We start from the raw sequence: 23583 nt of genomic DNA, 5'->3' as shown, positions 1-23583 counted from the left end.
CCGCTCAACGCCCACCGCGCAACGCTGCGACTTTCTCGCTCAACGCGTTGCGCCGCTGGTCCTGTACACCCAACTGCGAAACCATCCACTGAACAACCATCGGCAGGTTACTGTTCGCCCGCATCGGCTCATCGATCATCAATCCCGCATCGAGCGCATTGAAACCGGCCTCCAGCGCATGCTCGCGCTCCCCCGCCCGCTCCCAGCACACGGCGCTCATGCGCCACGCCTCGACCGTCATCAGCCCGTCCTGAGCGGCCGTAGTCGACGCCGCCGCACGCTCGTAGCAATACGCCGAGCGCGCGTAATCCTTGTGCGTCAGATGCACGCTCGCCTCGCCGAACAACCCGTTCGCAACGAGCTTGTGTCCCGCCGGATGCCCTGCCTCGACCGCGCGCATGCCGCTGCTGGCGGCACTCCGATACGCATCGATCGCCTTCTCCCGATCCCGCCACTTCAGATACGCAGCCCCTGCAATCAGATGCACGACGACGCATTGATCGAACCACTGCTCACGTTCGGCAACCTTCAGCGCAGCCGAACGCAATTCCTCCAGGCGGGCCGGATCGCGGCCTTCGATCGTCTCGGTAAGCATCACGAAATGCCGTCGAAACTCGCCGCTCGGCCCGCGCTCGCCCGATTCCGCAAGCAATTCGCGCGGCACGCTGGCCATCGAATACTTGCCGTGCACGACGCGCACCGCGGCGCGATGCCGTTGCATCAACGCCGCAAACGGCGCGATATCGATACGCGGCACGACAAAACGCACGCGCTCGGCAAGCCGCGGTGCGACCGAGATGATCGACAGCAAATCGTCCATCCACCGCACCCACGCCGCGTCACCCCGCACCTTCACGGGCTCCAGCACGAAAACCATCGCTGGAAAAATATCCGGATGGTGCTGCATCAGGCTGTCGGCAACCCCGAACAGATACAGCAAGGGATTCTTGCCATCGTCGTGCGGCGCTTGCCAATCGGCCCGCACCCCATGCGCGTCGGACCCTTCACGCCGGCTGTCGTAGAACGCAATAAGCTCGTCCGTCAGCGCCTTTGCATACTCCGCTTCGTTGACGAACGATGCCCGCATCGTCCTGACCGCACACGACGTCTCGTCCTGAACCTGAAAATAGAGCTGCACGAGCTCCGCATCCGTCTCGTCGGTCTGCCAGATCATCAATCGCGCATCCTGCTCTTTCGCGAAACTCATCCAGTCCGTATGCGCATCCATGAACCTGCGTTCTATCGGATTGGTCGGCTGCCAGTTCTGCATTCGTGCGAGCCTCCGTTATGGATTCAGTTTCAGGATCGCGCCTTCGACCGTGTGTTCGCCGGTCGCCGACGACGTCACCGTCTTGCCGTTCACGCTGTGGGTGTTCGTGCCGGTCGACGCGATGTTGACGCCCTGGATCGTGATCGTGCCGTCACGCTTCATCACGATGCTGGACATCCCGCAGACGAGCGAAAGCTGATCGCCGGCGTTGACGAGCATCTGGTGCTGCACGTTCGTCGTATGGTTCGCGCCAACGTTGACGGTGTGCTCACCGCCGACCGTGTGCGTATGGGCGTTGGCAATCGTCGATGTACGTGCACCGATTTCCTCGGTATGCGACGACGCAACCAGCGTCTTCATGTCCTGCGACGTCGTTTGATACATCTGTCCGACATTCAGCGTCTTGCCTTCGCCGATCGTTTCAGTCTTGGCTTTCGCAACCGTCTCGGTATGTATTCCACCAATGGTCGCGTCGCGATTCGCAGCGATCGTCACGGTTTCGTTCTTGCCGACCGTTCGCGTCCGGTTCCCCCCCACCCCATGCGTCTCGTCCACCCCGATCTGCGCGACCCGGTTGTGCCCGATATTCACTGTCTCGTTCTGCCCGACACTCCGTTGCCGGTTGTTCTTCACCTGCATCGTCTCGTCGTTCCCGACGGTATGCGTATGGTTGTTCCCGACGGAAAGTGTGTGATCGGCCTCCGTCTCCGCATCGAAATTCCGTTCCGCATGCATCCACAACTGCTCGGCGCCCTTCTTGTCCTCGAACCGGAACGCGTTCGCATGGTCGGTCGTCCCGCCCGGCGACGACCTTGACAGCATCCCGCTCTGCGTCGCGCTGCCCGGCAACCCCCACGGCGGCATCTTCTCGCCGTTGTAGACCCGCCCCGTCACGATCGGCTCATCCGGATCGCCGTTGAGAAAATCGACGACAACCTCATCGCCGACACGTGGAATCTGCACGCCACCGAAGCCACCACCAGCCCAAGGACTCGACACTCGCACCCAGCATGACGAATCCTGATTGCTCTGCCCGTATCGGTCCCACCGGAACTGCAACTTCACCCGCCCATACTGATCGGTCCAGATTTCCTCCCCCGGCGGCCCGACCACGGTAGCCGTCTGCGGCCCGTTCGTCCGCGGCCGCGGCGTTTCACGCGGCGACCGATAAGGCAGGCTCGACGGCTGCACGAGCATCATCGTCTGATGCACCACAGCCTCCGCGCCCTGATCGCTCGCATACGCGTTCTCCTGAAAACGGTACCGACACCGCACGATCAGGTACTCGCGGTTCTGGTCGGCACGCGGGCAATGCGCTAGCGTGAACAGATAGCCCGGCGCGGCGCCGCGCACGTCGGTATCAGCACTTGCCCGCTCATGTTCGGCCTGCTGCTCCTCGAGCCGCACGCGGCTGTAATGCGCACCAGGCGCATCGTCGCGATACCCGCCCGGCCATTCGAAAGACGCAAAACTGTCGTGATCATGCCCACGCGGATCGACCTTCTGCGCGGAAAGATCGGCGCGCGGCTTCGTATAGTCGTAGTCGGTCGTCTGATGCTTGCCGACGCTCACTTCCTGCGCGGGCAGCCAGCCGTCGATGTGCTCCTCGTCGGCGATCGCGGTGCGATCCTGCGCGATGTAAGGGATCGTTTCGTAGCCGGGCAACGCGACGTGCGACGACATCGCGTCGCACAGCACGAGCGTGTGATTGTCCGCCGCGTGCCGGAAATAAAAATAGATGCCCTCGAACTCCATCAGCCGTAACACGAACGCCGTATCGGTCTCGTTGTACTGCACGCAGTATTCGCGCGGCACATAGGATTCGGTCAGCTTGTTCTCGATCGGAAAGCCATACGGCGCCAGCACTTCCTGCACGATGTCTGGCACGGTGCGGTTCTGGAAGATCCGGCAATCTGAGCGACGTGTCGCGAGCCACAGCCACGGCCGCACGACCAGTTCGTAACCGTAGTGCCGCTCGGCACGCCGGCCGGCCAGCGTCGCGCGCGCGACGATCCCGTTCAGATAGCGCGTCGACAGGTCCTGCTGCTCGATCCGCACGGTCACGGGCTTGCCGAGCATGTCCTTCAGCGACAGGCTGTGGCTGTCAGCCAGAGCCTCGATCCGGAATTCGAACAGGTGGCCGAGTTCGTCGCTGCCATCGAGCGTGTGGAACTTCAGGTCGTCGCCGTGCGGGCTGTCGATTGTGAATACGCGATTCACGTCGTTCCCTCCTCGTCGAACCGGTAAGCGAATTCGCCGCCGGCGGCGCTCACCTCGATCGACGTCAGCGCACGGCCTTCGAGGGTGGCCTCGAGGATCGCGCGGCCGATTCGCGGCATCACGGTATGCGTGAGAATCGCGTCGACCATCCGGCCGCCGGATTCGATCGTCCGGCAGCGTTCGACGATCAGCGCGGTCGCCGAATCAGTGCATCGCATTCGGATTCCGTGATGCAGGTCGATCCGCTTCTCGAAGCGCCGCAACTGCAACTCGACGATGCGCGCGAGCGTTGCATCGGTCAGCGGGTAGTACGGCACGACGGTCAGCCGGCCGAGCAGCGCGGCGGGGAACACGTCGAGCAGCGGCGCGCGCAGTGCATCGGCGAGCGTCTGCATGTCGGGCAGGCGCTCGGGGTCGCGGCACAGCTGCATCACGCGATCGGCGCCGACGTTCGAGGTCAGCAGGATCACGGTATGCCGGAAGTCGATGTCGCGCCCCTCGCCATCTTCCATCCAGCCCTTGTCGAACACCTGGAAGAAAATCTCGTGCACGTCGCGATGCGCCTTCTCGATCTCGTCGAGCAGCACGACGCTGTACGGACGCCGCCGCACGGCCTCGGTGAGCACCCCGCCCTGTCCGTAGCCGACGTAGCCGGGCGGCGCGCCCTTCAGCGTCGATACCGTGTGCGCTTCCTGGAACTCACTCATGTTGATCGTGATCGCGTTGCGCTCACCGCCATACAGCGTGTCGGCCAGCGCGAGCGCAGTCTCGGTCTTGCCGACGCCGGACGGCCCGCACAGCAGGAACACGCCGTGCGGTTTGGTCGGGTCGTCGAGCTTCGCACGCGCGGTCTGAATCCGTTCGGCGATCAGTTCGACCGCATGGTGCTGGCCGACCACACGTTCGCCGAGCGTCTCGGCGAGCTTGAGCACGGCTTGCGTCTCGTCGCGCACCATCCGGCCGAGCGGAATGCCGGTCCAGTCGGCGACGACGGCGGCGACCGCATGCGTGTCGACGGCGGGCAGCACGAGCGGTGCGTCGCCCTGCATCTCGGCGAGCGCCTGCTGCGTGGCTGCGAGGCGCGACAGGACATCGACGCGTGCGTCGCTCGTGAGCTCGCGCGACGACTCGTCGTCGAGCAGCGCGGCACGCGATTCGACGATCGCCGTCAACGCATCGCGTTCGGCCTGCCAGCGCGTGTCGAGCCGATCGAGCTCCGTCTGCACGGTGGCAAGCTCGCCATCGATCGCATCGCGCCGTGCGGTGTCGCCGCTGCCGAGCGCGCACTCGCGCGCGATCCGTTCCCGCTCGACGTGCAGGCCGTCGATGCGCCGTCGCGCGTCCTCGATCGGCGCGGGCACCGCGTGCTGGCTGACGGCGACGCGCGCGCAGGCCGTGTCGAGCAAGCTGATCGCCTTGTCCGGCAACTGCCGAGCCGGGATATACCGATGCGACAACGTCACGGCGGCCTGCAGCGCGTCGTCGAGCACCAGCACGCGATGGTGGGCTTCGAGCTTCGCGGCGAGACCGCGCAGCATCGTCACGGCGGCGGCCTCCTCGGGCTCGAGAACATGCACGAGCTGGAAGCGCCGCGTCAGCGCGGGATCCTTCTCGATGTACTGCTTGTACTCGGACCACGTGGTCGCGCCGATCGTGCGCAGCAGGCCGCGCGCGAGTGCCGGTTTCAGCAGGTTCGCGGCGTCGCCGGTGCCGGCCGCCCCGCCCGCGCCGACGAGCGTATGGACTTCGTCGACGAAGAGGATCGCGGGCCGCTCGGACGACATCGCTTCGTCGATCACGCCACGCAGGCGGCTCTCGAATTCGCCCTTCACGCTCGCGCCAGCCTGAAGCAGCCCGATGTCGAGCAGGTACAGCGCGACGTCTCGCAGAGACGGCGGCACGTCGCCGGCGGCGATGCGCAGCGCGAAGCCTTCCGCGACGGCGGTCTTGCCGACACCGGCCTCGCCGACTAGCAGCGGGTTGTTCTGCCGGCGTCGCAGCAGGATGTCGACGATCTGGCGGATCTCCGCGTCGCGCCCGACGACGGGGTCGATCTCGCCTGCCCGTGCACGGGCGGTCAGGTCGACGGCGAAGCGCGCCAGGGCCGAGCCTTCCGCTGCTGGCATACCGCGCGTCGCGGCGTCGCCGGAGCCGGAGCCGGTGCCCGAGCCCGAATCGGCACGCGCAGCCGGTTGCGCTTCGGGCGAGCCGTCGACGATCGATGCGAGTTCGTCGGCGAGCACGTCGGGCACGATGCGCTCGAACTCGCGTGCGATCGCGTACAGCACGTTGCGCAACTGCGGCGTTTTCAGGATCGCGAGCAGCAGGACCGCGCCGCGAATCCGCGTCGCGTCGTATTTCAAGGTCGCATAGACCCACGCGCGCTCGACCGCGTCGTCGATGTGCACGGACAGGTCCGACACCGATCCCGCGCCGCGCGGCAGCCGATCGAGCGACGCGACGAGGCCGTGCTCGATCGCGGCCTCGTCGATCTCGAACCGGCGCAGCACGCGCTGCAGGTCGCCGTCGGGCCGCTGCAGGAGCTGCTTGAACCAGTGCGCTAGTTCCACGTACGGATTGCCGCGCAGTCTGCAGAATCCGGTCGCCTGCTCGAGCGTCTCGTAGAGGAGCGGATCGAGCTTTCCGAACAGGTTGACGCGGCCGATATCGGACATGACGGTTCCCGTTTAGGCGGTTTCGCGATGAAGGACGGCGCCGGTGCGCGGCGGGCCGCCACGGCGTGCGTCGTAACGGACGACGAGATCGCGCGCGGGGCCCGCGTCCAGCCGTTGCCCGAGCCACGCGGTACGACCGAGGCCCTGCGACGCGCCGAGCGCGATCGCCGGCACCGCGTCGGCCGCCAGTTCGAGCTGAACGTCCCAGTCGAACTCGATGCCGACGTATTCGCGCACCCAGTGCGCGAGCTGCCGTGCGTGCGGGCCGCCCGGCAGGAAGCGCCGGTACGCGTCGAGCGACAGCGGTCCGAGCACGATCCGGAAATGCGACTGCGCGTCGCGCACCGCGATGCCGAGCGCGACGCCGCCGACGCGCAGGGTCGGCCGCGTCGCACGGATCACGCAGCGCTGCGAGCGTTCGATCGCGACCCAGCGCGACACGTGCTCGACGATGCGCGCGTCGACGCCGAAATGGCGTCGCAGGATCTGCACGAGCCCTTCCGGGTTGCGCGTGTGCCGTACGAGATGACCCGCGTGGAAATAAAGCGCATGCGGCGCGAGCGTGTCGGCGGCCGTGCGTTCCGCATCGGGCTGCCCTGGCGGCCCGTCGCCATGCGCGGCGCGCCCGATGAGGCTCGCGACATACGCGTCGAACCGAGCGCGCCCGGGACGATCGAGGCTCACCGTCGGTTGCGCGTCGGCCCATGCTCGGTAGAACAGCAGGATCAGCCGGTGATGAAACAGGTCCGCGAACGCGGCGAAGGTCGGGTCGTCGTGCTGGGCTGCGCGCTCGTGCGCGTATTCGGTCAGGTGGGTCGGCAGCGGCCCGTTCGGTCCGAACAACCCGAAACCGTGGATCGCGATGCGCGGCAGCGTGGCGCTGCCGTCGCCATCGTATGCACCGGCCACCATCGACGCCGCGAACGCGAGCGACGGCTGTTGCCCGAGCCGAACCGGTTCGTCGCTCGGCCGCGCGGCATGGCCGAGCGGTGCACGGCCGGGAGACAGCGCGTCGAGCCAGCGCAGCGCCTGGAACAAGTCGTAACCATGCGGCGCAGCGCGCAGTCGCGCCCACCATGCGTCGCGGCGTGCGGCTTCGGCGGCCGATCGAGCGCCGGGTGGCGTGCCGTGTTTCATATCGCGGGCCGCCTGCCGATGCGCGCAGGCCAGTGCGCGAGCGTGCCGCGCTGCACGCTGGTCAGCACGCATTCGGCGAACGCATTGATCGATACATGCCGCGCGAAGAACTGTTCGAGCACCGCACCGAGCAGGAACGGACTGTCGCCGGAGAACGCGTGATCGTCGACGGTCACGTCGACCTGCACGCCGCGCCCGAACATCAGCGGCCCGAGCGCCGGCAGCCGCCGGAACACCGGCGAGAACGCGACGCGCCGCACGCCGTCGATCTGCCGGCGCATCGCGGCATCGGCCGGGTCGGCGTGCAGGCCGAGCAGCTCGCGCAGCGCATGCGCGCCCTCGTCGTCGTCGAGATCGGTCAGCGTCTGCCGCGCGAGCCCGAGATGACGGATGAGCCGCCAGGCCGTCTGCGCGTCGGCGATCGGCGGGCGCGGCCGCGACGGGCCGCGAATCGCGGCGATACGCTCGACGGGCGCCGAGATGCGCAGCGTGAACGTGTTCGCATCGCCTGGCGGCAGCAGCAGCGCGAGATCGCGGTTGGTGCACAGGGTGTCGACGGACAGGTAGCGCATCGACTCGTCGTACGGGGCGCACTGGCTGTCGACGAGCGACACGTAGGTCTCGCTGCCGACGTAGCCGGTGCGCGTGCCGTTCGCGCGTGCCTGCGCGGACACCAGCCGAGGCTCGCGGCGCATCGTGTAGTACGCGCCGTAGTTGCCGTCGTCGCTCGCGAACGATGCATGGAACGGCCGGAATTCGCGCGACTGGCCATCGTCGCGCTGCTCGCTCGCCAGCCGCTGCACGGCATAGACCTCGTGATCGAGCGGCCGGCTGCGGTCGACGACGACATGATGCTCGCGCGCGCCCGGCTGCAACCGGATGCGGTCGCCGCGACGTGCGAAGAGGTTCACGGCCGGTGTGCAGTTCAGCGCCAGATGCCGCGCATCGACGGCCGCCTCGAGTGCGGCGTCGTGGCGGTCGAACAGCACGGTCAGCTCGCATTCGTCGCCGGTGGCGCGCGCGAGCGCGGCGCGCAGCCCGCCGACGCTGAAGAACAGGAAGCGCGCCGGAAACGCGAAATACTCGCGCAGCAGCCGGTAGCCGTGGAAGCTGCGCCCGTCGTCGGGCAGGATCGCCTGCGCCGGATCGAAACCCTCGTGGACGATCGCATCGGCGTCGAGCGTGTGCAGCCAGCGCGGCGGCTGCCCCGGGTCGTGGCAGACGACGCCGAGCGCATGCGCGGCGATCAGTTCGAGCAGGTGCAGCGCGTCGCGTTCGGGGCCCGCGAGATGAAAGGTCAGCCGATCGAGCGGCAGTTGCGACAGCCTGGCGCCGCCGCGCGCCTTGAGCCGGATGCGCAACGCGCCGCGCACGTCCTGGCGTGCCGGTACGGCGCCGCGCGGCAGCCACGACGGCGCGCCGGTGACGGCCGCATCGGTCAGCTCGAGCGGCCACAGCGTCAGGTCGTGCGCGGTACGGAATTCGCATGCGGTCTGCTCGGACGCGGCGGGCCGTGCGCGCAGCGCGGTGCCGGCCGGCAGCCGCCAGCCCTGCGCGAGGCTGCCTTCGTTCAGCATCGGTGTGAACCGCACGATCGCCATCGACGGCAATGGCGCGAGATAGCCCGGATACACGGCGTTCAGCAGCGCCTGGGTGAACCGAGGAAACTCGGCGTCCATCTTCAGCTGCACACGCGCGGTGAGGAAGCTGAAGCCTTCGAGCAGCCGTTCGACGTACGGATCGGGCGGCCCCGACTCGGTGAGCCGCAGCCGCGCGGCGATCTTCGGGAACTGCTGCGCGAATTCGTCGCCGAGCTCGCGCAGGTACGCGAGTTCGCGGTTGTAGTAGTCGAGCAGGCGCGTATCCATCGTGTCAGTTTCCCGCCGCCGACCGCAGCGACATCGCACCCGTCTCGAGATCCAGGTCGGAGCGCAGCACGAATTCGACCGGATGCGGGATCGACCACAGCGTGCCGCGAATCTCGAACAGCAGCACGTTGTGACGCCGTTCGCCGGCGCGCCCGTCCGATGCATCGGCGAGGCTGCGGACCTCGACGCTGTCGGGCGCGATGCGCGGCTCGAAGCGCACGATCGCGTCGCGGATCGACGCCTCGACCGACATGCGCTCGACGCCCGACATCGGCTTGCCGACGAGCGGCCGCATCCCGTAGTTGAGCACCGAGGCCTGCGCGTGCGCGAACGCGGCCCAGTCGACGAAGCCGTCCTCGGCGTTGCGTGTATTGAGCAGCCACGCGAGATCGCGCAGCACGGCCGCGCGCAGGCGCTCGGCGCCGATCCCTTGCGTGCCGGGCAGATCGGCCGTGCGCTGCGGCGCGTCGTCGGTCAGCCGGTCGAGCAGCGCGGGCTGCAGCCGGTCGCGCATGCCGCCGTGCCGGCCAGCGCGGGCTTGCGGGTCGTCCATCGTCATCGCTCCGCCGTCACATCTCGGTGTTTTCCTTGATGTTCCAGCCGACCGACACCTCGGCGCCCTTGCCGCCGTTGTCGTTCTGCTGCCAGTACTGCTTCTTCACCTTCGCGGCCTGGAAGCCGTAATGCATCATCAGACGGTCGGCCGCGTCTCCCGGATCGATGCCCGCGACCTGCGCGGACGTGACGAGCACTTCCTGCAGCGTCACGCGCATGAACTCGATTTGCGAGCCGCCGGTCTTGCACGCGGAAATCTCGACCTTGGGCAAGTGCTTGCCGCTCGCGCAGTTCTTGATGATCGCGGGCGCACCCTTGTCCATGTATGCGGCCACGACGAGATCGTTGAAGCTCGCCTTGCCCGCATTGCCGCCGCTGCCGCTCGCCATCGCGCCCGGCTGGCTCGCGCCCCACGTGAACGACTCGATGTCGGTCCAGCCCTTGTGCTGCGCGTCCGCCGATTCGCCGGTCACGCCGTCCACCTTCATAAACATTGCCACGCCCATTGCCGTCTCCGTTTCGGTGCGAAATCAGGTTGAATGCCGGGTTGAGTGCCCCTTGCCGCTCACTCGTTCGCCGCCTTCGCGGACGGCAGCCGCGAGATCAGCCGCAGCGACACGGTGAGCCCTTCGAGCTGGTAGTGCGGTCGCAGGAAGAATTTCGACGTGTAGTAGCCGGGGTTGTCCTCGACCTCGTCGACGACCACCTGCGCGGCCGCCAGCGGCTTGCGCGCCTTGGTCTCCTGAGACGAGTTCACGGGGTCGCCGTCGACGTAGTTCATGATCCAGTCGTTGAGCCAGCGCTCCATGTCGTCACGCTCGCGGAACGAGCCGATCTTGTCGCGCACGATGCATTTCAGGTAATGCGCGAAGCGGCAGCACGCGAACAGGTAAGGCAGGCGGCCGGACAACCGCGCGTTCGCGGTCGCGTCGGGGTCGTGATACTCAGCCGGCTGGTACAGCGACTGCGCGCCGATGAACGCCGCGAAATCCGAGTTCTTCCGGTGCACGAACGGCATGAAGCCGTTCTTCGCGAGCTCGGCCTCGCGGCGGTCGCTGATCGCGATCTCGGTCGGGCATTTCTGGTCGACGCCGCCGTCGTCGGTCGGGAACGTGTGGCTCGGCAGCCCTTCGACCGCCCCGCCCGACTCGACGCCGCGAATCGACGAGCACCAGCCGTACAGCTTGAACGAGCGGTTGATGTTCGCGGCCATCGCGTAAGCCGAGTTCGCCCACGTGTAGCGGTCGTGATTCGCGGCGTCGGTGTCTTCCTCGAAGTCGAATTCGTCGACCGGATTGGTGCGCGCGCCATACGGCAGCCGCGCGAGAAAACGCGGCATCGCGAGGCCGACGTAACGCGAATCCTCCGACTGCCGCAGGCTGCGCCAGCCCGCGTATTCGGTGTTCTGGAAGATCTTGGTCAGGTCGCGCGGGTTCGACAGCTCCTGCCACGAATCCATCTGCATCAGTTCCGGCGACGCGCCCGCGATGAACGGCGCGTGCGCGGCCGCCGCGATCTTCGACAGCTCGCCGAGCATCTCGACGTCCGGCGGGCTGTGATTGAAGTAGAAGTCACCGACCAGGCAGCCGAACGGCTCGCCGCCGAACTGACCGTATTCTTCCTCGTAGATCTTGCGGAACAGCGGGCTCTGGTCCCACGCGACGCCCTTGTAGCGCTTGAGCATCCGTGCGACCTCGTTGCGCGACGCCGGCAAGGCCTTGATCTTCAGCAGCTCGTCGGTCTCGGTGTGCGTGACGAGGTAATGCAGGCCGCGCCATGCACCTTCGAGCGTCTGGAATTCGTCGTGATGCAGGATCTGGTTGATCTGCTCGGACAGCTTCCGGTCGATCTCCGCGATGATCTGCTTCACGCTGCCGTATGCGTCGGTCGTCATGCCGACCGTATGTTCGAGCGCCTGCTGCGCGAGCGTGCGCACCGCGCGCTCGACCGACTCTCGCGCCTCGGCGGTCTTCGGCTTGAACTCCTTCTGCAGCAGCGCGGCGAACTCGCCGTGCGCGACGGCCGGCTGCGCGGCGTCGCGGGTGTCGCGTACATCTGCGCGGGACTGGACGGGGTCATTCATCGCGGGCCTCCGGTTGGGTCGCGTCGCCGGCGTGCGCGTCGGCGCGCGGTTCGCGCACGAGCGTCTTCAGCAGGTCGGGATCGTTGATCGCGCGCTCGATGAGCTGCTCGGCGCCGTGCTTGCCGTCCATGTACGACAGCAGGTTCGACAGCTCGGTGCGCGCATCCAGCAGCCGGCGCAGCGCGTCGACGTTGCGCGCGATCGCCGCCGGCGAGAAATCGTCGATCTGCTCGAACGTCATGTCGACGTTGAGCATCCCTTCGCCCGTCAGCGTGTTCGGCACCTGGAACGCGACGCGCGGCGCGACCGACTTCATCCGCTCGTCGAAGTTGTCGACGTCGATCTCGAGGAACTTGCGCTCCGGTAAATCCGGCAGCGGCTCGGCACGCTTGCCCGCCAGGTCCGCGATGACGCCCATCACGAACGGCAGCTGCACCTTGCGCTCCGCGCCGTAGGTCTCGACGTCGTACTCGATCTGCACGCGCGGCGCCCGATTGCGCGCGATGAACTTCTGTCCGCTGCCTGCCGCCTTGGTTCTGTCCGTCATCGTCCGCTCCTTCACATCGATCAGATTGCATGTACGTCGCCGCCGCCGGGCGGCTTGCCTCATTCGCTCCGTTCGCCGCTCAGCAAGTCCAGCTTCGGCAGGCTCTCCGGAGCGAGATCCCGGATGATTTCGTAGAAGTCGAGCGCAAGCAGCCGCTGCGCGCGCCGCAGCAGCAGCGGCGCCGGGTGGCTCGGCTCGTGCAGTTCGAAATAGCGGCACATCTTGTCGAGGCCGAGCCGCACGTCGTCACGGCTCGCGACCTCGGCATCGCGCCAGGCCTGTCCGTTCGGCACCGTGGCCGGCGCGGACGCGGCGTGCGCGGCGCCTGGTGCGGCCGGCATTGCCGGAATCGAATCGTCCGCCGGCCCTGCCGCTTGCACCGGTGCCGGCTCCGGCATTTCGCGCACGATGCGTTGCAACGCCTTTTCCGTGTCGCTCGCATCGGGCGACCATTCGCTGCCGAGCCGGTCCGTGACGCGCGCGCGGATCGCGTCCAGCGCACCCAGCACCGCGCGCACGGCGTCGATCGGCACGCGGCCGTCGTCGCGTGCGGTCGACAGCGCGGCGACCAGGCCGTCGCGGCTGCCTGCCGACGGGCCGCCCGTTTCGTCGCGGCCGTCGAGAGCGCGTTCGGCGTCGCGCACGCTCGGGCCCCCGTCGAACAGCGGCTGGCGCCGCGCCGCGCGCGCGCATTCGTGCGCGCCGGCGACATCGGCGAGCGCGTTCATCCGCGGTGTCGGATCCTGTTCGCCGTCGGCGTCCAGGCGCGGGTGCAGGTCGTCCCACCAGCGCTCGATCAGGCCGGCGACGACCGCGAGCCCCTCCGCGTAGCCCGGAATGCCGTGCTGCTCGGTCCAGCTGCGCGCGAGATGCGCGGCGACACGCAAGTCCTTCGTCCGCTCGCTCAGCGCGAGCGCAAGGCGCTCGACCGCTCGCCAGTCGGGCGTCTCGGCGGGAATCACGGTGTCGCCGTATTGCTGCTCGGCGCGCGGTGTCGCCCGCTCCTGAAGCTGCAGGAAATCCGCGTCGTATTCGAGGTTCGGGCCGCACGGGGCTTCCGGCGAGACGTCCGCCAGCAGCCGGCCGATCAGCTCGGCGCGCGGCGTCGCCGCCGGCAGGCCCGGTGACGGCGAGGACAATGCGGCGGCGGCCAGCGCCGCCTGGCTGACGTCATTCGAATGCATAGTCGATGTTGACCGGTTTGCTGCCGAAGTCGATCGCCACGGTGCGGTGCAACGGCGGCAGCGAGCCGTTGCGGATCTCGATCTGATAGACACCCGGTGTCAGCGACACCGAGCGCAGCGGCGGGCTCGCGCCGCGCCGTGCGCCGTTCACGTACACGTCGCCCCAAGGACGCACGTTGAAGCGCACCTGGACGGTTTCCTGCTTCGGCGGGCGCTGCTCGGCGGCCGATGCGTTGATCGCGGCGACGGCCGTCGCCGCTTCCGATGGCGATGCCGACGCGGGTACCGGTGCGCTCGACGGCGATGCAGCGGTCTCCGACGGCGGCACGTTGACGATGCGCTCCGATGCGTCGAGGCTGCCGGCCGGTGCGATGGTCGCGCTCGAACCGGCTTGCGACGGCGTGGCGCCCGCGATGTTCGTGGCGGGCGTGGCGACCTGCGGCGCGGGAACGGCAGCCCCCGCGGCGGGCGTGCTGGCGGGCGCGGCGGCGAGCGTTGGCGGCGGCACCTGCGCGGACGATCCGCCCGGCATACTCGACGGCGGCACGACGATCGGCGTCGGGCCGTGCTGCGCGAGCATCGCGTCCGATGCGCCGGCCGAGGACGCGACGCCGGCCAGCGGCTGGCTGGCGCCCGTTTCCGGTTCGCTGGCGACTTTCGCGGGACGCGACAGATAGGTCGCGGCAATGCCAACGACGATCAGTGCTGCCAGCGCGCCACCGACGTACGTCTTCGTGCGCCGGTTGCCCGCTGTGATGAACGATGGGCGGCGCGGCGGGCGGGTCGGAGGCGATGCACCCGGCGAGGACGTGGATGCGCCAGCAGCGCCAGCAGCGCCAGCAGCGCCAGCAGCGCCAGCAGCGCCAGCAGCGCCAGCAGCGCCAGCAGCGCCAGCAGCGCCAGCAGCGCCAGCAATCGGCACTGCCGTTCCGTTCAGGTTCCCGATATCCGTTGCGCGGCCCTGGCCGCTGTCCGCCACGGCGCTTGCCGATCGCATGCCGGCGTCGCCATGCGCTTCGGTCTTCGAAGTCGACCGTTCGTCGTCCAACGCTTCCTTTGCACGCGCCTCATCACTTTCACGTCCGCCGGATCGCCCCGTTTTCGCGGAGGGCGACAACGCCTGCGATACGGACGACGAAGCAGTTGAAGAAGCGGACGAAGCCGGCGAAGCCAGCGCTCCCGCAGCAGCAGCCGACGCCAACGACACGCCATCTCCCGGCTTGTCGCCAGCCCCGGCGGATGCAGTAGACGGCGTACCGGAAGTGCTCGGCTGGCCTTCCGCCCGCTCAGGCTGCGACGACCGCACATCCATCGTTGCGTCGTCCGATACCGTCCCGCGTTCACCGGCCGACGCCGCAGCAGCAACCCCAGCCGACGTTTTTCCCGTCACCGCAGACGCACCCGAAACACCGGAGGCCGCCTTCCCAGCTCCGCCTCCCCCGGCATCGGCCGCCGGCGGCACAACGGCCGCACCATACCCGCCGCCCGTCGGGTCGAGATCGCGCAACCCGAGTTCCGCCGCGAACGCCGCGACCGACTCCGGCCGATCGGGGATCCGCAACTGCAGCGCGTGATCGATCGCCGCCAGGAACGCCGGGCTGTACACCTCGCCGGCCGGCAACTCGCGCGACGCGAGCGGCCGGTACGTGTCCTTGATGCTGCGCACCACGGCCGCGGGCGGCAGTTCACCGGTGATCAACGCGTGCATCACCGCGCCGAGCGCGTAGAGATCCGTCCACGGTCCCTGGCTGAACGCGGGATCGTCGGTGTACTGCTCGATCGGGGCGTAGCCGGGCTTGATCATCATCGCGCCGTCGTCGACGAGATCGCCGATCCGCTTGCGCGCCGCGCCGAAATCGAGCAGGATCGCGCTGCCGTTCGGGCGGATCAGCACGTTGTCGAGCGCGACGTCGCGATGGAAGCACTGCGCGCGATGCAGCGTGTCGAGCGCGCCGAGCAGCGCGCCGACGATGTTGCGCAACTGCGTCTCGCTCATCCGCACACCGCCGTCGAGCAGCTGCTTGAGCGTGCGCCCCTCGTAGAACGGCATCACCATGTACGCGGTGCCGTGGCTCTCCCAGAAGTGCAGCACCTTCACGAGCCCCGGATGGTCGAATTGCGCGAGCAGGCGCGCCTCGTTGAGGAACGCGCCGCGTCCCGCGTCGAACGCCTGGGCGAACCGCTCGGAGCGCAGCGACACCGTATAGTCACCGCCGCGCGTCGCGAGCATGGAGGGCATGTATTCCTTGATCGCGACCGCGCGCCGCAACGTGCGATCGAACGCGCGATAGACGATGCCGAAACCGCCGATGCCCAGCACCTCGTCGAGCTGCAGCTCGCCCAGGCGATGACCGAGCGGCAGCGGCCGCACCGTGAATTCGGGTGCGTCGCCGCGGGTCGCCGTGTCGTGCTCGTTGTCTCTCGATGAAGGGTCCTTCATGTCTACCTCGCGATACCGCATCCGTATTGCCTGCGTTGCCTGCCTCCGACCGCCGACCGGCACCGTCAGCTACCGCCGAACAGCGTCAGGAACAGCGCGTTGTCGGGCGCGCCCGTATGCGCATGCGTGCGCAGCGGCGAGCCGTCGGCGCGATTGGTCCACCAGAAGCTCGTCCCGCCGTGCGGATCGAAATAGCCGGACAGCCCGGGCCATGCGGCGAGCGCCGGCCGCTCCGGCAGCGACGCCGGGATCGCGTCGACCACTTCCGCCGTCGGCCCGTCGCCCGGTGCGAGCCGAACGCGGTCGAGCGTCTCCTCGAGGTCGACCGGCGCGCGCGCATGCCGGATCGCGTCGAGCAGCGCATGGCCGATCTGCCAGTAGAACGCGTCGGCCGCGTCCGGCAGCCCGTTCCAGTAATCGGCCGCCGGCATCGGCAGCGTGACGATCACCGGGTAGTAACGCCCGACACGGTCGCAGCTCGGCGCGAGGCAGCCAGCCTGTACGCACGACGCGCCGGCGCCCGCCGGCACCAGGAAATTCCAGACCGGCGCGACCGTGTAGTGGCGCGCGATCTCGTCCGGGCCGCGTTGGCGCATTGCGGCCATCCCCTGCTGCAGCCAGCGTTCCCACCACTGCGCGAGCGCATGCGGCAGCCGGCTGTTCACGAAGTCGCCGGCGCCCGGAATCTTTCCGTACCAGGCCGGGGCGTCACCATCGGCGCGCGTGAGCGGCGGGAGGCGGCTCATTGCTTCGGAGGGCATGTAAAGGACTCCATCTGGGGCAGCCGGAACGGATTGCGGACACTGCCCGCATTCACCTGCAGCACGAGCGGTTTGCCGTCGACGGTGAAGCGCGCGATCATCTGGTCCGAACCCCGCCCGGCCGACACGGCCGCGCGGTCGAACAGCCGGTGCAGCGCCCACGGCCCGTCGGTCGTGAAGCCGTCGGTCGCGCCGGCCTGCCCCGACACCTGCAAGCGGACCTGGTTGCTGCCGCGCGTGCCCGGCCAGTCCACCGCGCTCTGCACGAGCGGGCCGTGCGCATAACGGACGATCTGGCCGTCGACGTCGAGCACCATCTCAGTGAGCGACGGATCCATTTCGAGCGGCTGGATCTGCACCTTCAGGTGCGCGGTGCGTGCGCCGCCACCGAAATAGACGTCGCGGATCACCGCGGCTTTCTCGAACGACGAAAGCATCGCGGCCGCCGCCGGATCGGCATCCGCATTGCGGTTCGCGAAACGCCACGGGCGCGACGTCGTATCGACGATCGACTGCAGGTTCTTCTGGAAGAAATCGTCCATCAGGCCGCCCGGCGCGAACATCTGCGCGAAATCCGCCGGTGCGACGTCGCGCGACGATCCGCGCGCGAACGGATAGCGGCCCGCGATCGCCTGCCGGCAGAAATCGCCGACGTTCGCGCCGGCCCGCTGCGCGACGCTGCGCTGCTCGACCGTCGCGACGCTGCCGTTCGCGACGTTCGACAGGTCGTCGAGCACGTCGCGGAATGGCGTGGGCAGTCGCCCGGCCTGCGCGCGCAGCCGCGCGGGCGCGTCGGACGGCGGCGGCTGGGCGCCGCTGCGCAGCGCATCGTCGGTGGCTGTCAGGTACGTATAGAGCGCGTCGATCGACTTCAGCACCGCGTCGAACGCCTGCGCCTGGTCGCCGCTGCCCGGCGCGAACGCGCGCAGCCCGGCGAAGTGGTTGTCGACCACCTGCTCGGGGCTCGCGGGCGCCGCGGCTGACGGATTCGCGTCGCTCGCACCCTGCCCCGCGAAGATCTGCGACAGCGAACTGCGCGCCTCGTCGACCTTGTCCTGCGCGCGCGACGCGAGATTCCGACCGCCGCCCGGCGCATCGCCGAGCGCCGTGTCGCGCGCGAGCGCGATCAGCAGCCGGGTGAGCGGCGAATCCGCCGACGACAGCGCGCGCGCGACCTGGATGCTCTGCGCGAGCGTCGCCGTGCGCTGCAGCTTGATGTCGGCGAGATAGTCGTCCCAGATCTTCAGATAGTCGTTCAGGTACAGCTGGCGGATGTCGCGCGCCCATGCGGCGGCGTCGTTCGGCCCGGGGATCTCGGACAGCCCGAGATTCAGCACCCACACTTCCTCGCGCCCGTATGCGTCGACCTCGCCTGCGAGGCGCGGCGCGAACACGTTCCGGTAGCCGTTGCGCGTATACAGGCCCGGCACGCCTTCCGACAGCGGCTTGCCGCTCTGGCGGCGGAACACGAGCGACGCGTCGGGCCCCACCGCGCGCGCGACGCTGAAATCGAACGCGGACGTCGCCGGCCGCAGCGTGCGCGTGAGCTGGCGATATAGCCGCTGCGAGAACGGCACCTGCCGCAGCCGGTCGCGTACGTCGGCCACCAGCCGCTCGTTCATCGGATACGGCGACACGGCCACCCGGTTGCCGAACAGCGCGGCGAGATGCGCGCGCAGCGCCGAGCGTTCGGCCGGCGAGAAATCGGGCGGCAGCGAGCGCTCCATTTCCAGGTCGACGACGGCCTGCACGAACGCGGGATCGTAGTGCGCGCTGTCGTACAGCATCAGGTAGGCCTTCAGCGCCGCATACGCATAGTCGGTTTCGTCCGGCCGTGCATCGCTCAGCGCGGCCTCCATCCGGCGCGCGGCAATCGGCAGCAGCACGTCGTCGAGCGCGCGCCGGTACACGACGTCGACGGCCTCGTCGATCTTCTCGCCCTGAAAGAGCCCCCAGCGGTACGCGAGCGGCGGATGCGAGCGGTCGACGCCGCCGGCATTCGCGAGCCCGCCGAGCGCATCGAGCACCGGCAGCAGCCGCGCGATGTCGGCCGCATCCGAGAACTTCGCGCCGGCGATCTGCGCATCGACGGCGGGCACCTGCTGCGCGATCCGGTCGAGATACGCGCGATTGTTCGCGTAGCTGCGCAGCCAGGCAGCCAGCACGACCACGCTCACGACCGCGAGGAGCGCATAGCCGGCGATCTGCAACACGCGCCGCTTCTGATGCCAGCGCAGGTCGCTGCCGGCGAGCGCGGCTTCGCGGAAGATGTGTTCCTGCAGCAGCGACTTCAAAAAGAAACTGCGCCCGGTCGAGCCGACCTGGGCAACCGGCGGCATGCCCTCGATCTTCAGGAAGCGCTTGATGCCGCTCATCACGCGGTCGAACGCGGTGCCTTCCTGTGTGCCGCTCGTCAGGTACACGCCACGCAGCATCGGCATCGGCTCGAAACTCGACACGGAAAACACTTCGGCGACGAACTGGCCGAGCATGTCCTGCAAGTCGGCGACCTGCTGCGGCAGCAGGTACGCCATCTCGCGCTGGCGCGCATCGGTCTGCGTCGCGAGCAACTCGGGCAGCCCGTCGTTCAGCCGCTGATGCAGCAGCCGGTATTCGCGGTCGAACGCGGCACGCAGGTCGAAGCCCGGCGCCTCGCTCTGCGCAAGCGGGAACGTGAAACCCCACACCTGCGCGCATTCCGCGCGGCCGAAGCCGCCGAAATACTCGGCGAAGCCGGCCAGCAGGTCGGCCTTCGTCACGAGCAGGTAGACGGGAAACCGGATGCCGAGCTGGGCGCGCAGCTCGAGCAGCCGCTTGCGCAGCACCATTGCGTGCTGCGTGCGCTCGGCTTCCGACGCGCCGACCAGGTCGGCGACGCTGATCGTCAACATGGCGCCATTCAGCGGCTGGCGCGTGCGGTACTTCTTCAGCAGCTCGACGAAGCCTTTCCACTCGGCTTCGTCGAGTGCGCGATTGCCTTCGTGGGTGGTGTAGCGGCCGGCCGTGTCGATCAGCACCGCGTCGTTCGTGAACCACCAGTCGCAGTGTCGGGTCCCGCCCACGCCGCGAATCGCGGCACGGCCGAACTGCTCGGCAAGCGGAAAACTGAGCCCGGAATTGACGAGCGCGGTCGTCTTGCCCGAGCCCGGCGCGCCGATGAACACGTACCACGGAAGCTGGTACAGATACTGGCGCGACATCCGGTCGAACCAACGCGCCAGCCCCTTGCGCGCGGTGTCCGCCTGCCCGAAGCGGACTTTCTTCAGCAGCGCCGCGGCCTCGTCGAAGCGGCTGCGCAGCTCGTCGAGCTGGGCCTTGGCCGGATCGTCGGCGTTGGCCGGCCCGGGCGCGGCCTCGCGCAACTGGTTCAGCAATTGCGCGTTCAGGCGGCTCGCGTGCCAGCTTCGCCACGCCACGCGTGCGCCCCACGCGGCGAACAGCACCGCGATCGTCGCCGCGCGCACCCAGCCGCTCTCGAGCGGCCGGATCTCGGCGAACGCGAACAGCGGCCCGGCGAGCCACACGAAACACGCGAGCACGACGAGACCGGCGAAGGACCAGATCTCCCGCGACGGCAACGGCCGGACGAAACGCGCGACAGCCTGGTTCATGTCAGTGCGCTCCCTGCGTCGCGCCGGCGGCGGCACTGCCGGGCGCCGGCAGCAGCGTGATCTCGACGCGCCGGTTCAGCGCGCGGTTCGCGGGCGTATCGTTCGGCGCGACCGGATCGAGCGTGCCGCGCCCCTCGGCCGCGAGTCGCTCCGGATGGTCGAGGCGCGCGGCGATCATGCCGCGCACGGCCTCGGCGCGCTCGCGCGACAGGTCCCAGTTCGACGCGAAGCGTGCCGTATGCACCGGCGTGTCGTCGGTATAGCCGGTCACCCGCACATTGCCGGGCACCTGGTTCAGCGCATCCGCGACGCGTGCGAGCACTGGCGCGTAACGGTCGATCACCGACGTCGAGCCGGACTTGAACAGCCCGTCGCCGCGCAGCACGATCACGCTGCGATCCGCGTCGTCGCGCACCGCCACGAGGCCGGCCGCGATCTCGGGCGCCAGGAACTTCGCGACGCGCGGCGCCGGCGCCGGGCGCGGCGGAGCCTGAGCAGGCTGAAGCTTCGGCACGTGCAGCGCATCGATCGACGCGAACAGCCGGTCCGAATGCCCGGCCAGCGCGATGCGCAGCCCGACGAACACGCCGAAGCCGATCAGGAGCGCGAGCGCCACGCAGACCCATAGCGGCACGACGAAGCGACGCGACACGTCGCGCGTGACGACGTCGCGCCAGTGCGGCGACAGCGCGGGATCGAATTCACCGCGCACCGAGCGGATCGTGTGGGCCAGTTGCCAGCGCAGCGCGTCGAGCTCCGCATGACCGTTGTCGAGCACCCGATAGCGGCCTTCGAAGCCGAGCGCGAGACAGAAATACAGCAGCTCCAGCAGGTCGAGGTGCTGGCGCGGCTGCTGGGACAGGCGTTCGAGCAGGTGGAAGAACTTCTCGCCGCCCCAGGTTTCGTTGTGAAACGACACGAGCAGGCTGTGCGACGACCACACGCTGCCGCCCCACGGCGTCAGCGCGGCTGCTTCGTCGAGCGCCGTGCACAGGCAGTAGCGCGCGCCGATGATCGCCTCCGACGGCACGCCGGCTTCCTGCGCGCGCGCCTCGAACTGACGGATCTCGACGACGAGATGCTCGCGCAGCCACGCCGGGTTCGGATGATGCACGGTCGAACGGATCTGCGGCACGAGATTGAGCAGCGGGTTGGCGGCCGCGACGAGCGGGTTCGTGCCGCTCGCGGCCCAGCGGCCGGGGCGCGGCTGCGTGGCGGTCGGCCCCGCCGCACCGGACGCGGCCGGTGGATGCATGCCGCCCGGATTCGGCGGCACGAATCCGCCTGCGCCGGCGGAAATCGAATCGGAGGAAGAATTCATCGCGCTGCCCGCCCTCACCCGCGAATCGCCCAGAACTCCATCGAGAGCCCCGGAAATTCGCCGGCGAAATGAAATGCGAGACCGCCGGAGCGCGCCAGCTGCTTCCACAGGTCGCTGCCCTTGTCGATCTCGAAGTACGTATGACCCGCGTGGTACGGGATCTGCCGCGGCGCGACCGGCAACTGGCGCATCGTGATGCCCGGCAGCTGCAACTGCACCAGGTCGCGGATCCGCTCGACCGGGCCGAGCTTTGCCTGCGCGGGAAACCGCGCGCGCAGGCTGTCGGCCGGCACGTCCGCCCGCACGGCCAGCACGAAGCCGGCCGTGTCGCGCAGCGCGGGATCGGCGAGCGTCGCGACCCGGATGCCGTTGCCCGCGTCGTGCAGCTCGATCTGGATCGCGTTTTGCTCGAGCACCGTCGACAGCGACCGGCGCAGCTCCGTCATCAATTCGGCGAAGCTCGTGCGCAGGTCGTCGTGTACGTAGACGGCGAGCGATTGCGGGCGCCGGCCGGCCGCCGTGAACGTGCTGAGGTCGCATGCGAGCTTCAGCCAGTCGCGGAACAGCGCCTCCGGATGCGTCGCGACGTCCTGCTGCGCGTGCCAGGTCAACGCCAGATAGCGGTTCACGAGTTGCAGCAGCAGGAAATCCGCGACTTCCGATACGCCGCCGCGCCCCGGCTCCGACAGGCGCTCGGCGAGCGCGTCGCTGCGCTGCGTGAGCAGTCCGTGCAGCTCGCGCGTATACGCGAGCAACGCCGCATCGCGCTGCGCGACCAGGCGCGGCGGAATGTAGCCGTCGTCGACGAGCAGCCGTGCGTCGGTGCGCCGCTCGACGATCCGCACGACGCCGAGCGCATGCCAGTCGCCGGTCAGCTCGGAGTCGAGCATCAGCCGGACGTTCAGGCGCCCCGTTTGCAGCAGTGCGGGGCCGAGCGCGACCGCGTTCGCATCGGCCACTTCGTATTCGCGCACGACGTAGCGCGCGACGTCCGCACCGCCGCTGCCGCCTGCGCCCGCGCCGAACGACACCTCCTCGCCGCCGCCGCGCCACAACGGCAGCGCGAGCACGACGAGCTGGTCCTTCGCATCGGCCGGCACGTCGAGCGGCTCGGGCAGATCGTCGGGATGCGATAGATCGAACGGCGTGCCGTCGCGCATCACGCCCGCCGCCGCGCGTAGCGCGACCTTGCCGAGCGCGAGCTGCTCGCGGTCGATCTCGAGCGTGTCGAAGCCCCAGTAGAACCCCTGCAGCGGCAGGCAGCGCAGCGCGACGTACCGTTCCCAGTGCCGTTCGAGCTGCTGGAAATGCTGCGGCCGAAGGAACATCCCTTCGGTCCACACCACGCGCTGGCGCAGTGCGGCGACGGGTGTCGCGGACATCGTCGGTTCAGTCATGGGCGCCCCCGCGTGTCGTTCAGCGCGAGACCGCCGTTCCTGACCGCGATCGACAGCTTCAGCTCGCCGGGCGACGTCTGCCAGAACTTGTATACGTTGAGCTGCTTCGCGCGCGGCAGCGGCACCGTCAGGCGCCAGCGGTTCTTGTCGAGCATCCGGTATTCGGCGATCACGCCGATCGCGCCGGCTTCGACGTTGCCGCGGTAATGCAGCGTGCGCGACTCGCCCGGGCGCAGGATCACGCGGTCGGTGCCGAGGAGGTCCGCGCCGAGGATGTTCTCGGGCTTGTCCTGGAGCGAGAAGAAGTCGGCGCCGTCGAACGCGGACGCCGCGCGCAGCTGGAACACCTTCAGCACGATCGGCGAAGGTTTGCGGTTGAAGTCCGGATTGACGTCGGGCGCCACGTCGACCGTGATCGCATACGGCACCGCGGCGGCGCGCTCGGTGGCGCCGCATCCGGGCAACAGCAATGCACATCCCAATACGATGAACCCGCTCGACCGCCAGCGCATAT

16 protein-coding genes are annotated in these 23583 nt (G+C 68.8%); all 16 read right to left on the bottom strand.

Translation table 11 applies throughout. The features are described from left to right. Positions 1-4: 4 nt before the first annotated feature. Positions 5-1270 (bottom strand): hypothetical protein, encoded by a 1266-nt coding sequence (locus LGM71_RS13860; protein ID WP_226115132.1) that lies wholly within the window; start codon positions 1268-1270, stop codon positions 5-7. A 15-nt stretch (positions 1271-1285) separates the two neighbouring features. After that, positions 1286-3490 (bottom strand): type VI secretion system tip protein VgrG, encoded by a 2205-nt coding sequence (gene tssI, locus LGM71_RS13855; protein ID WP_226115131.1) that lies wholly within the window; start codon positions 3488-3490, stop codon positions 1286-1288. Next, positions 3487-6165 carry a type VI secretion system ATPase TssH gene (gene tssH / locus LGM71_RS13850; protein ID WP_226115130.1) on the bottom strand — a complete coding sequence of 893 codons (2679 nt, stop codon included), beginning with the start codon at positions 6163-6165 and terminating at the stop codon, positions 3487-3489. The genes tssI and tssH overlap by 4 nt, the downstream gene beginning before the upstream one ends. Before the next feature lie 12 nt (positions 6166-6177). Further along, a complete protein-coding gene (gene tssG, locus LGM71_RS13845) occupies positions 6178-7302 on the bottom strand; it encodes a type VI secretion system baseplate subunit TssG (RefSeq protein WP_226115129.1) in 1125 nt (374 codons plus the stop codon). After that, the gene (gene tssF / locus LGM71_RS13840) at positions 7299-9170 is read right to left on the bottom strand and encodes a type VI secretion system baseplate subunit TssF (protein ID WP_226115128.1); all 1872 of its coding nucleotides are present in this window, start codon (positions 9168-9170) and stop codon (positions 7299-7301) included. Before tssF ends, tssG begins: the two co-directional genes overlap by 4 nt. 4 nt (positions 9171-9174) lie before the next feature. Further along, positions 9175-9723, bottom strand: a complete 549-nt coding sequence (gene tssE, locus LGM71_RS13835; protein WP_226115127.1) for a type VI secretion system baseplate subunit TssE — start codon at positions 9721-9723, stop codon at positions 9175-9177. Between the two features lie 16 nt (positions 9724-9739). After that, positions 9740-10231 (bottom strand): Hcp family type VI secretion system effector, encoded by a 492-nt coding sequence (locus LGM71_RS13830; protein WP_057927224.1) that lies wholly within the window; start codon positions 10229-10231, stop codon positions 9740-9742. Positions 10232-10290: 59 nt separating this feature from the next. Further along, the gene (tssC, locus tag LGM71_RS13825; RefSeq protein ID WP_226115126.1) at positions 10291-11808 is read right to left on the bottom strand and encodes a type VI secretion system contractile sheath large subunit; all 1518 of its coding nucleotides are present in this window, start codon (positions 11806-11808) and stop codon (positions 10291-10293) included. Then, the gene (gene tssB / locus LGM71_RS13820; protein WP_226115125.1) at positions 11801-12355 is read right to left on the bottom strand and encodes a type VI secretion system contractile sheath small subunit; all 555 of its coding nucleotides are present in this window, start codon (positions 12353-12355) and stop codon (positions 11801-11803) included. Before tssB ends, tssC begins: the two co-directional genes overlap by 8 nt. Positions 12356-12414: 59 nt before the next feature. Further along, positions 12415-13539 carry a type VI secretion system protein TssA gene (tssA, locus tag LGM71_RS13815; RefSeq protein WP_226115124.1) on the bottom strand — a complete coding sequence of 375 codons (1125 nt, stop codon included), beginning with the start codon at positions 13537-13539 and terminating at the stop codon, positions 12415-12417. Next, complete coding sequence (locus tag LGM71_RS13810; protein ID WP_226115123.1) at positions 13526-15979, bottom strand: serine/threonine-protein kinase; 2454 nt, start codon at positions 15977-15979, stop codon at positions 13526-13528. The genes tssA and LGM71_RS13810 overlap by 14 nt, the downstream gene beginning before the upstream one ends. 65 nt (positions 15980-16044) lie before the next feature. Beyond that, on the bottom strand, positions 16045-16740 hold the full coding sequence (gene tagF / locus LGM71_RS13805; protein WP_226115122.1) for a type VI secretion system-associated protein TagF: 696 nt from the start codon (positions 16738-16740) through the stop codon (positions 16045-16047). Continuing rightward, a complete protein-coding gene (gene tssM, locus LGM71_RS13800) occupies positions 16722-20351 on the bottom strand; it encodes a type VI secretion system membrane subunit TssM (protein WP_226115121.1) in 3630 nt (1209 codons plus the stop codon). The genes tagF and tssM overlap by 19 nt, the downstream gene beginning before the upstream one ends. A gap of 1 nt (position 20352) precedes the next feature. Continuing rightward, positions 20353-21672 carry a DotU family type VI secretion system protein gene (locus LGM71_RS13795; RefSeq protein WP_226115120.1) on the bottom strand — a complete coding sequence of 440 codons (1320 nt, stop codon included), beginning with the start codon at positions 21670-21672 and terminating at the stop codon, positions 20353-20355. Between the two features lie 14 nt (positions 21673-21686). Beyond that, positions 21687-23069 carry a type VI secretion system baseplate subunit TssK gene (gene tssK / locus LGM71_RS13790; protein WP_226115119.1) on the bottom strand — a complete coding sequence of 461 codons (1383 nt, stop codon included), beginning with the start codon at positions 23067-23069 and terminating at the stop codon, positions 21687-21689. Further along, positions 23066-23581: a type VI secretion system lipoprotein TssJ gene (gene tssJ, locus LGM71_RS13785; RefSeq protein WP_124900828.1), complete on the bottom strand. Its 516-nt coding sequence runs from the start codon at positions 23579-23581 to the stop codon at positions 23066-23068. The genes tssK and tssJ overlap by 4 nt, the downstream gene beginning before the upstream one ends. Positions 23582-23583: the final 2 nt, after the last annotated feature.

It is taken from the genome of Burkholderia sp. AU33545 (assembly GCF_020419685.1).
Lineage (GTDB): Bacteria > Pseudomonadota > Gammaproteobacteria > Burkholderiales > Burkholderiaceae > Burkholderia > Burkholderia diffusa.
Note: the sequence above shows the minus strand (reverse complement) of the source record. Positions and strands in the feature narration are given on the sequence as shown.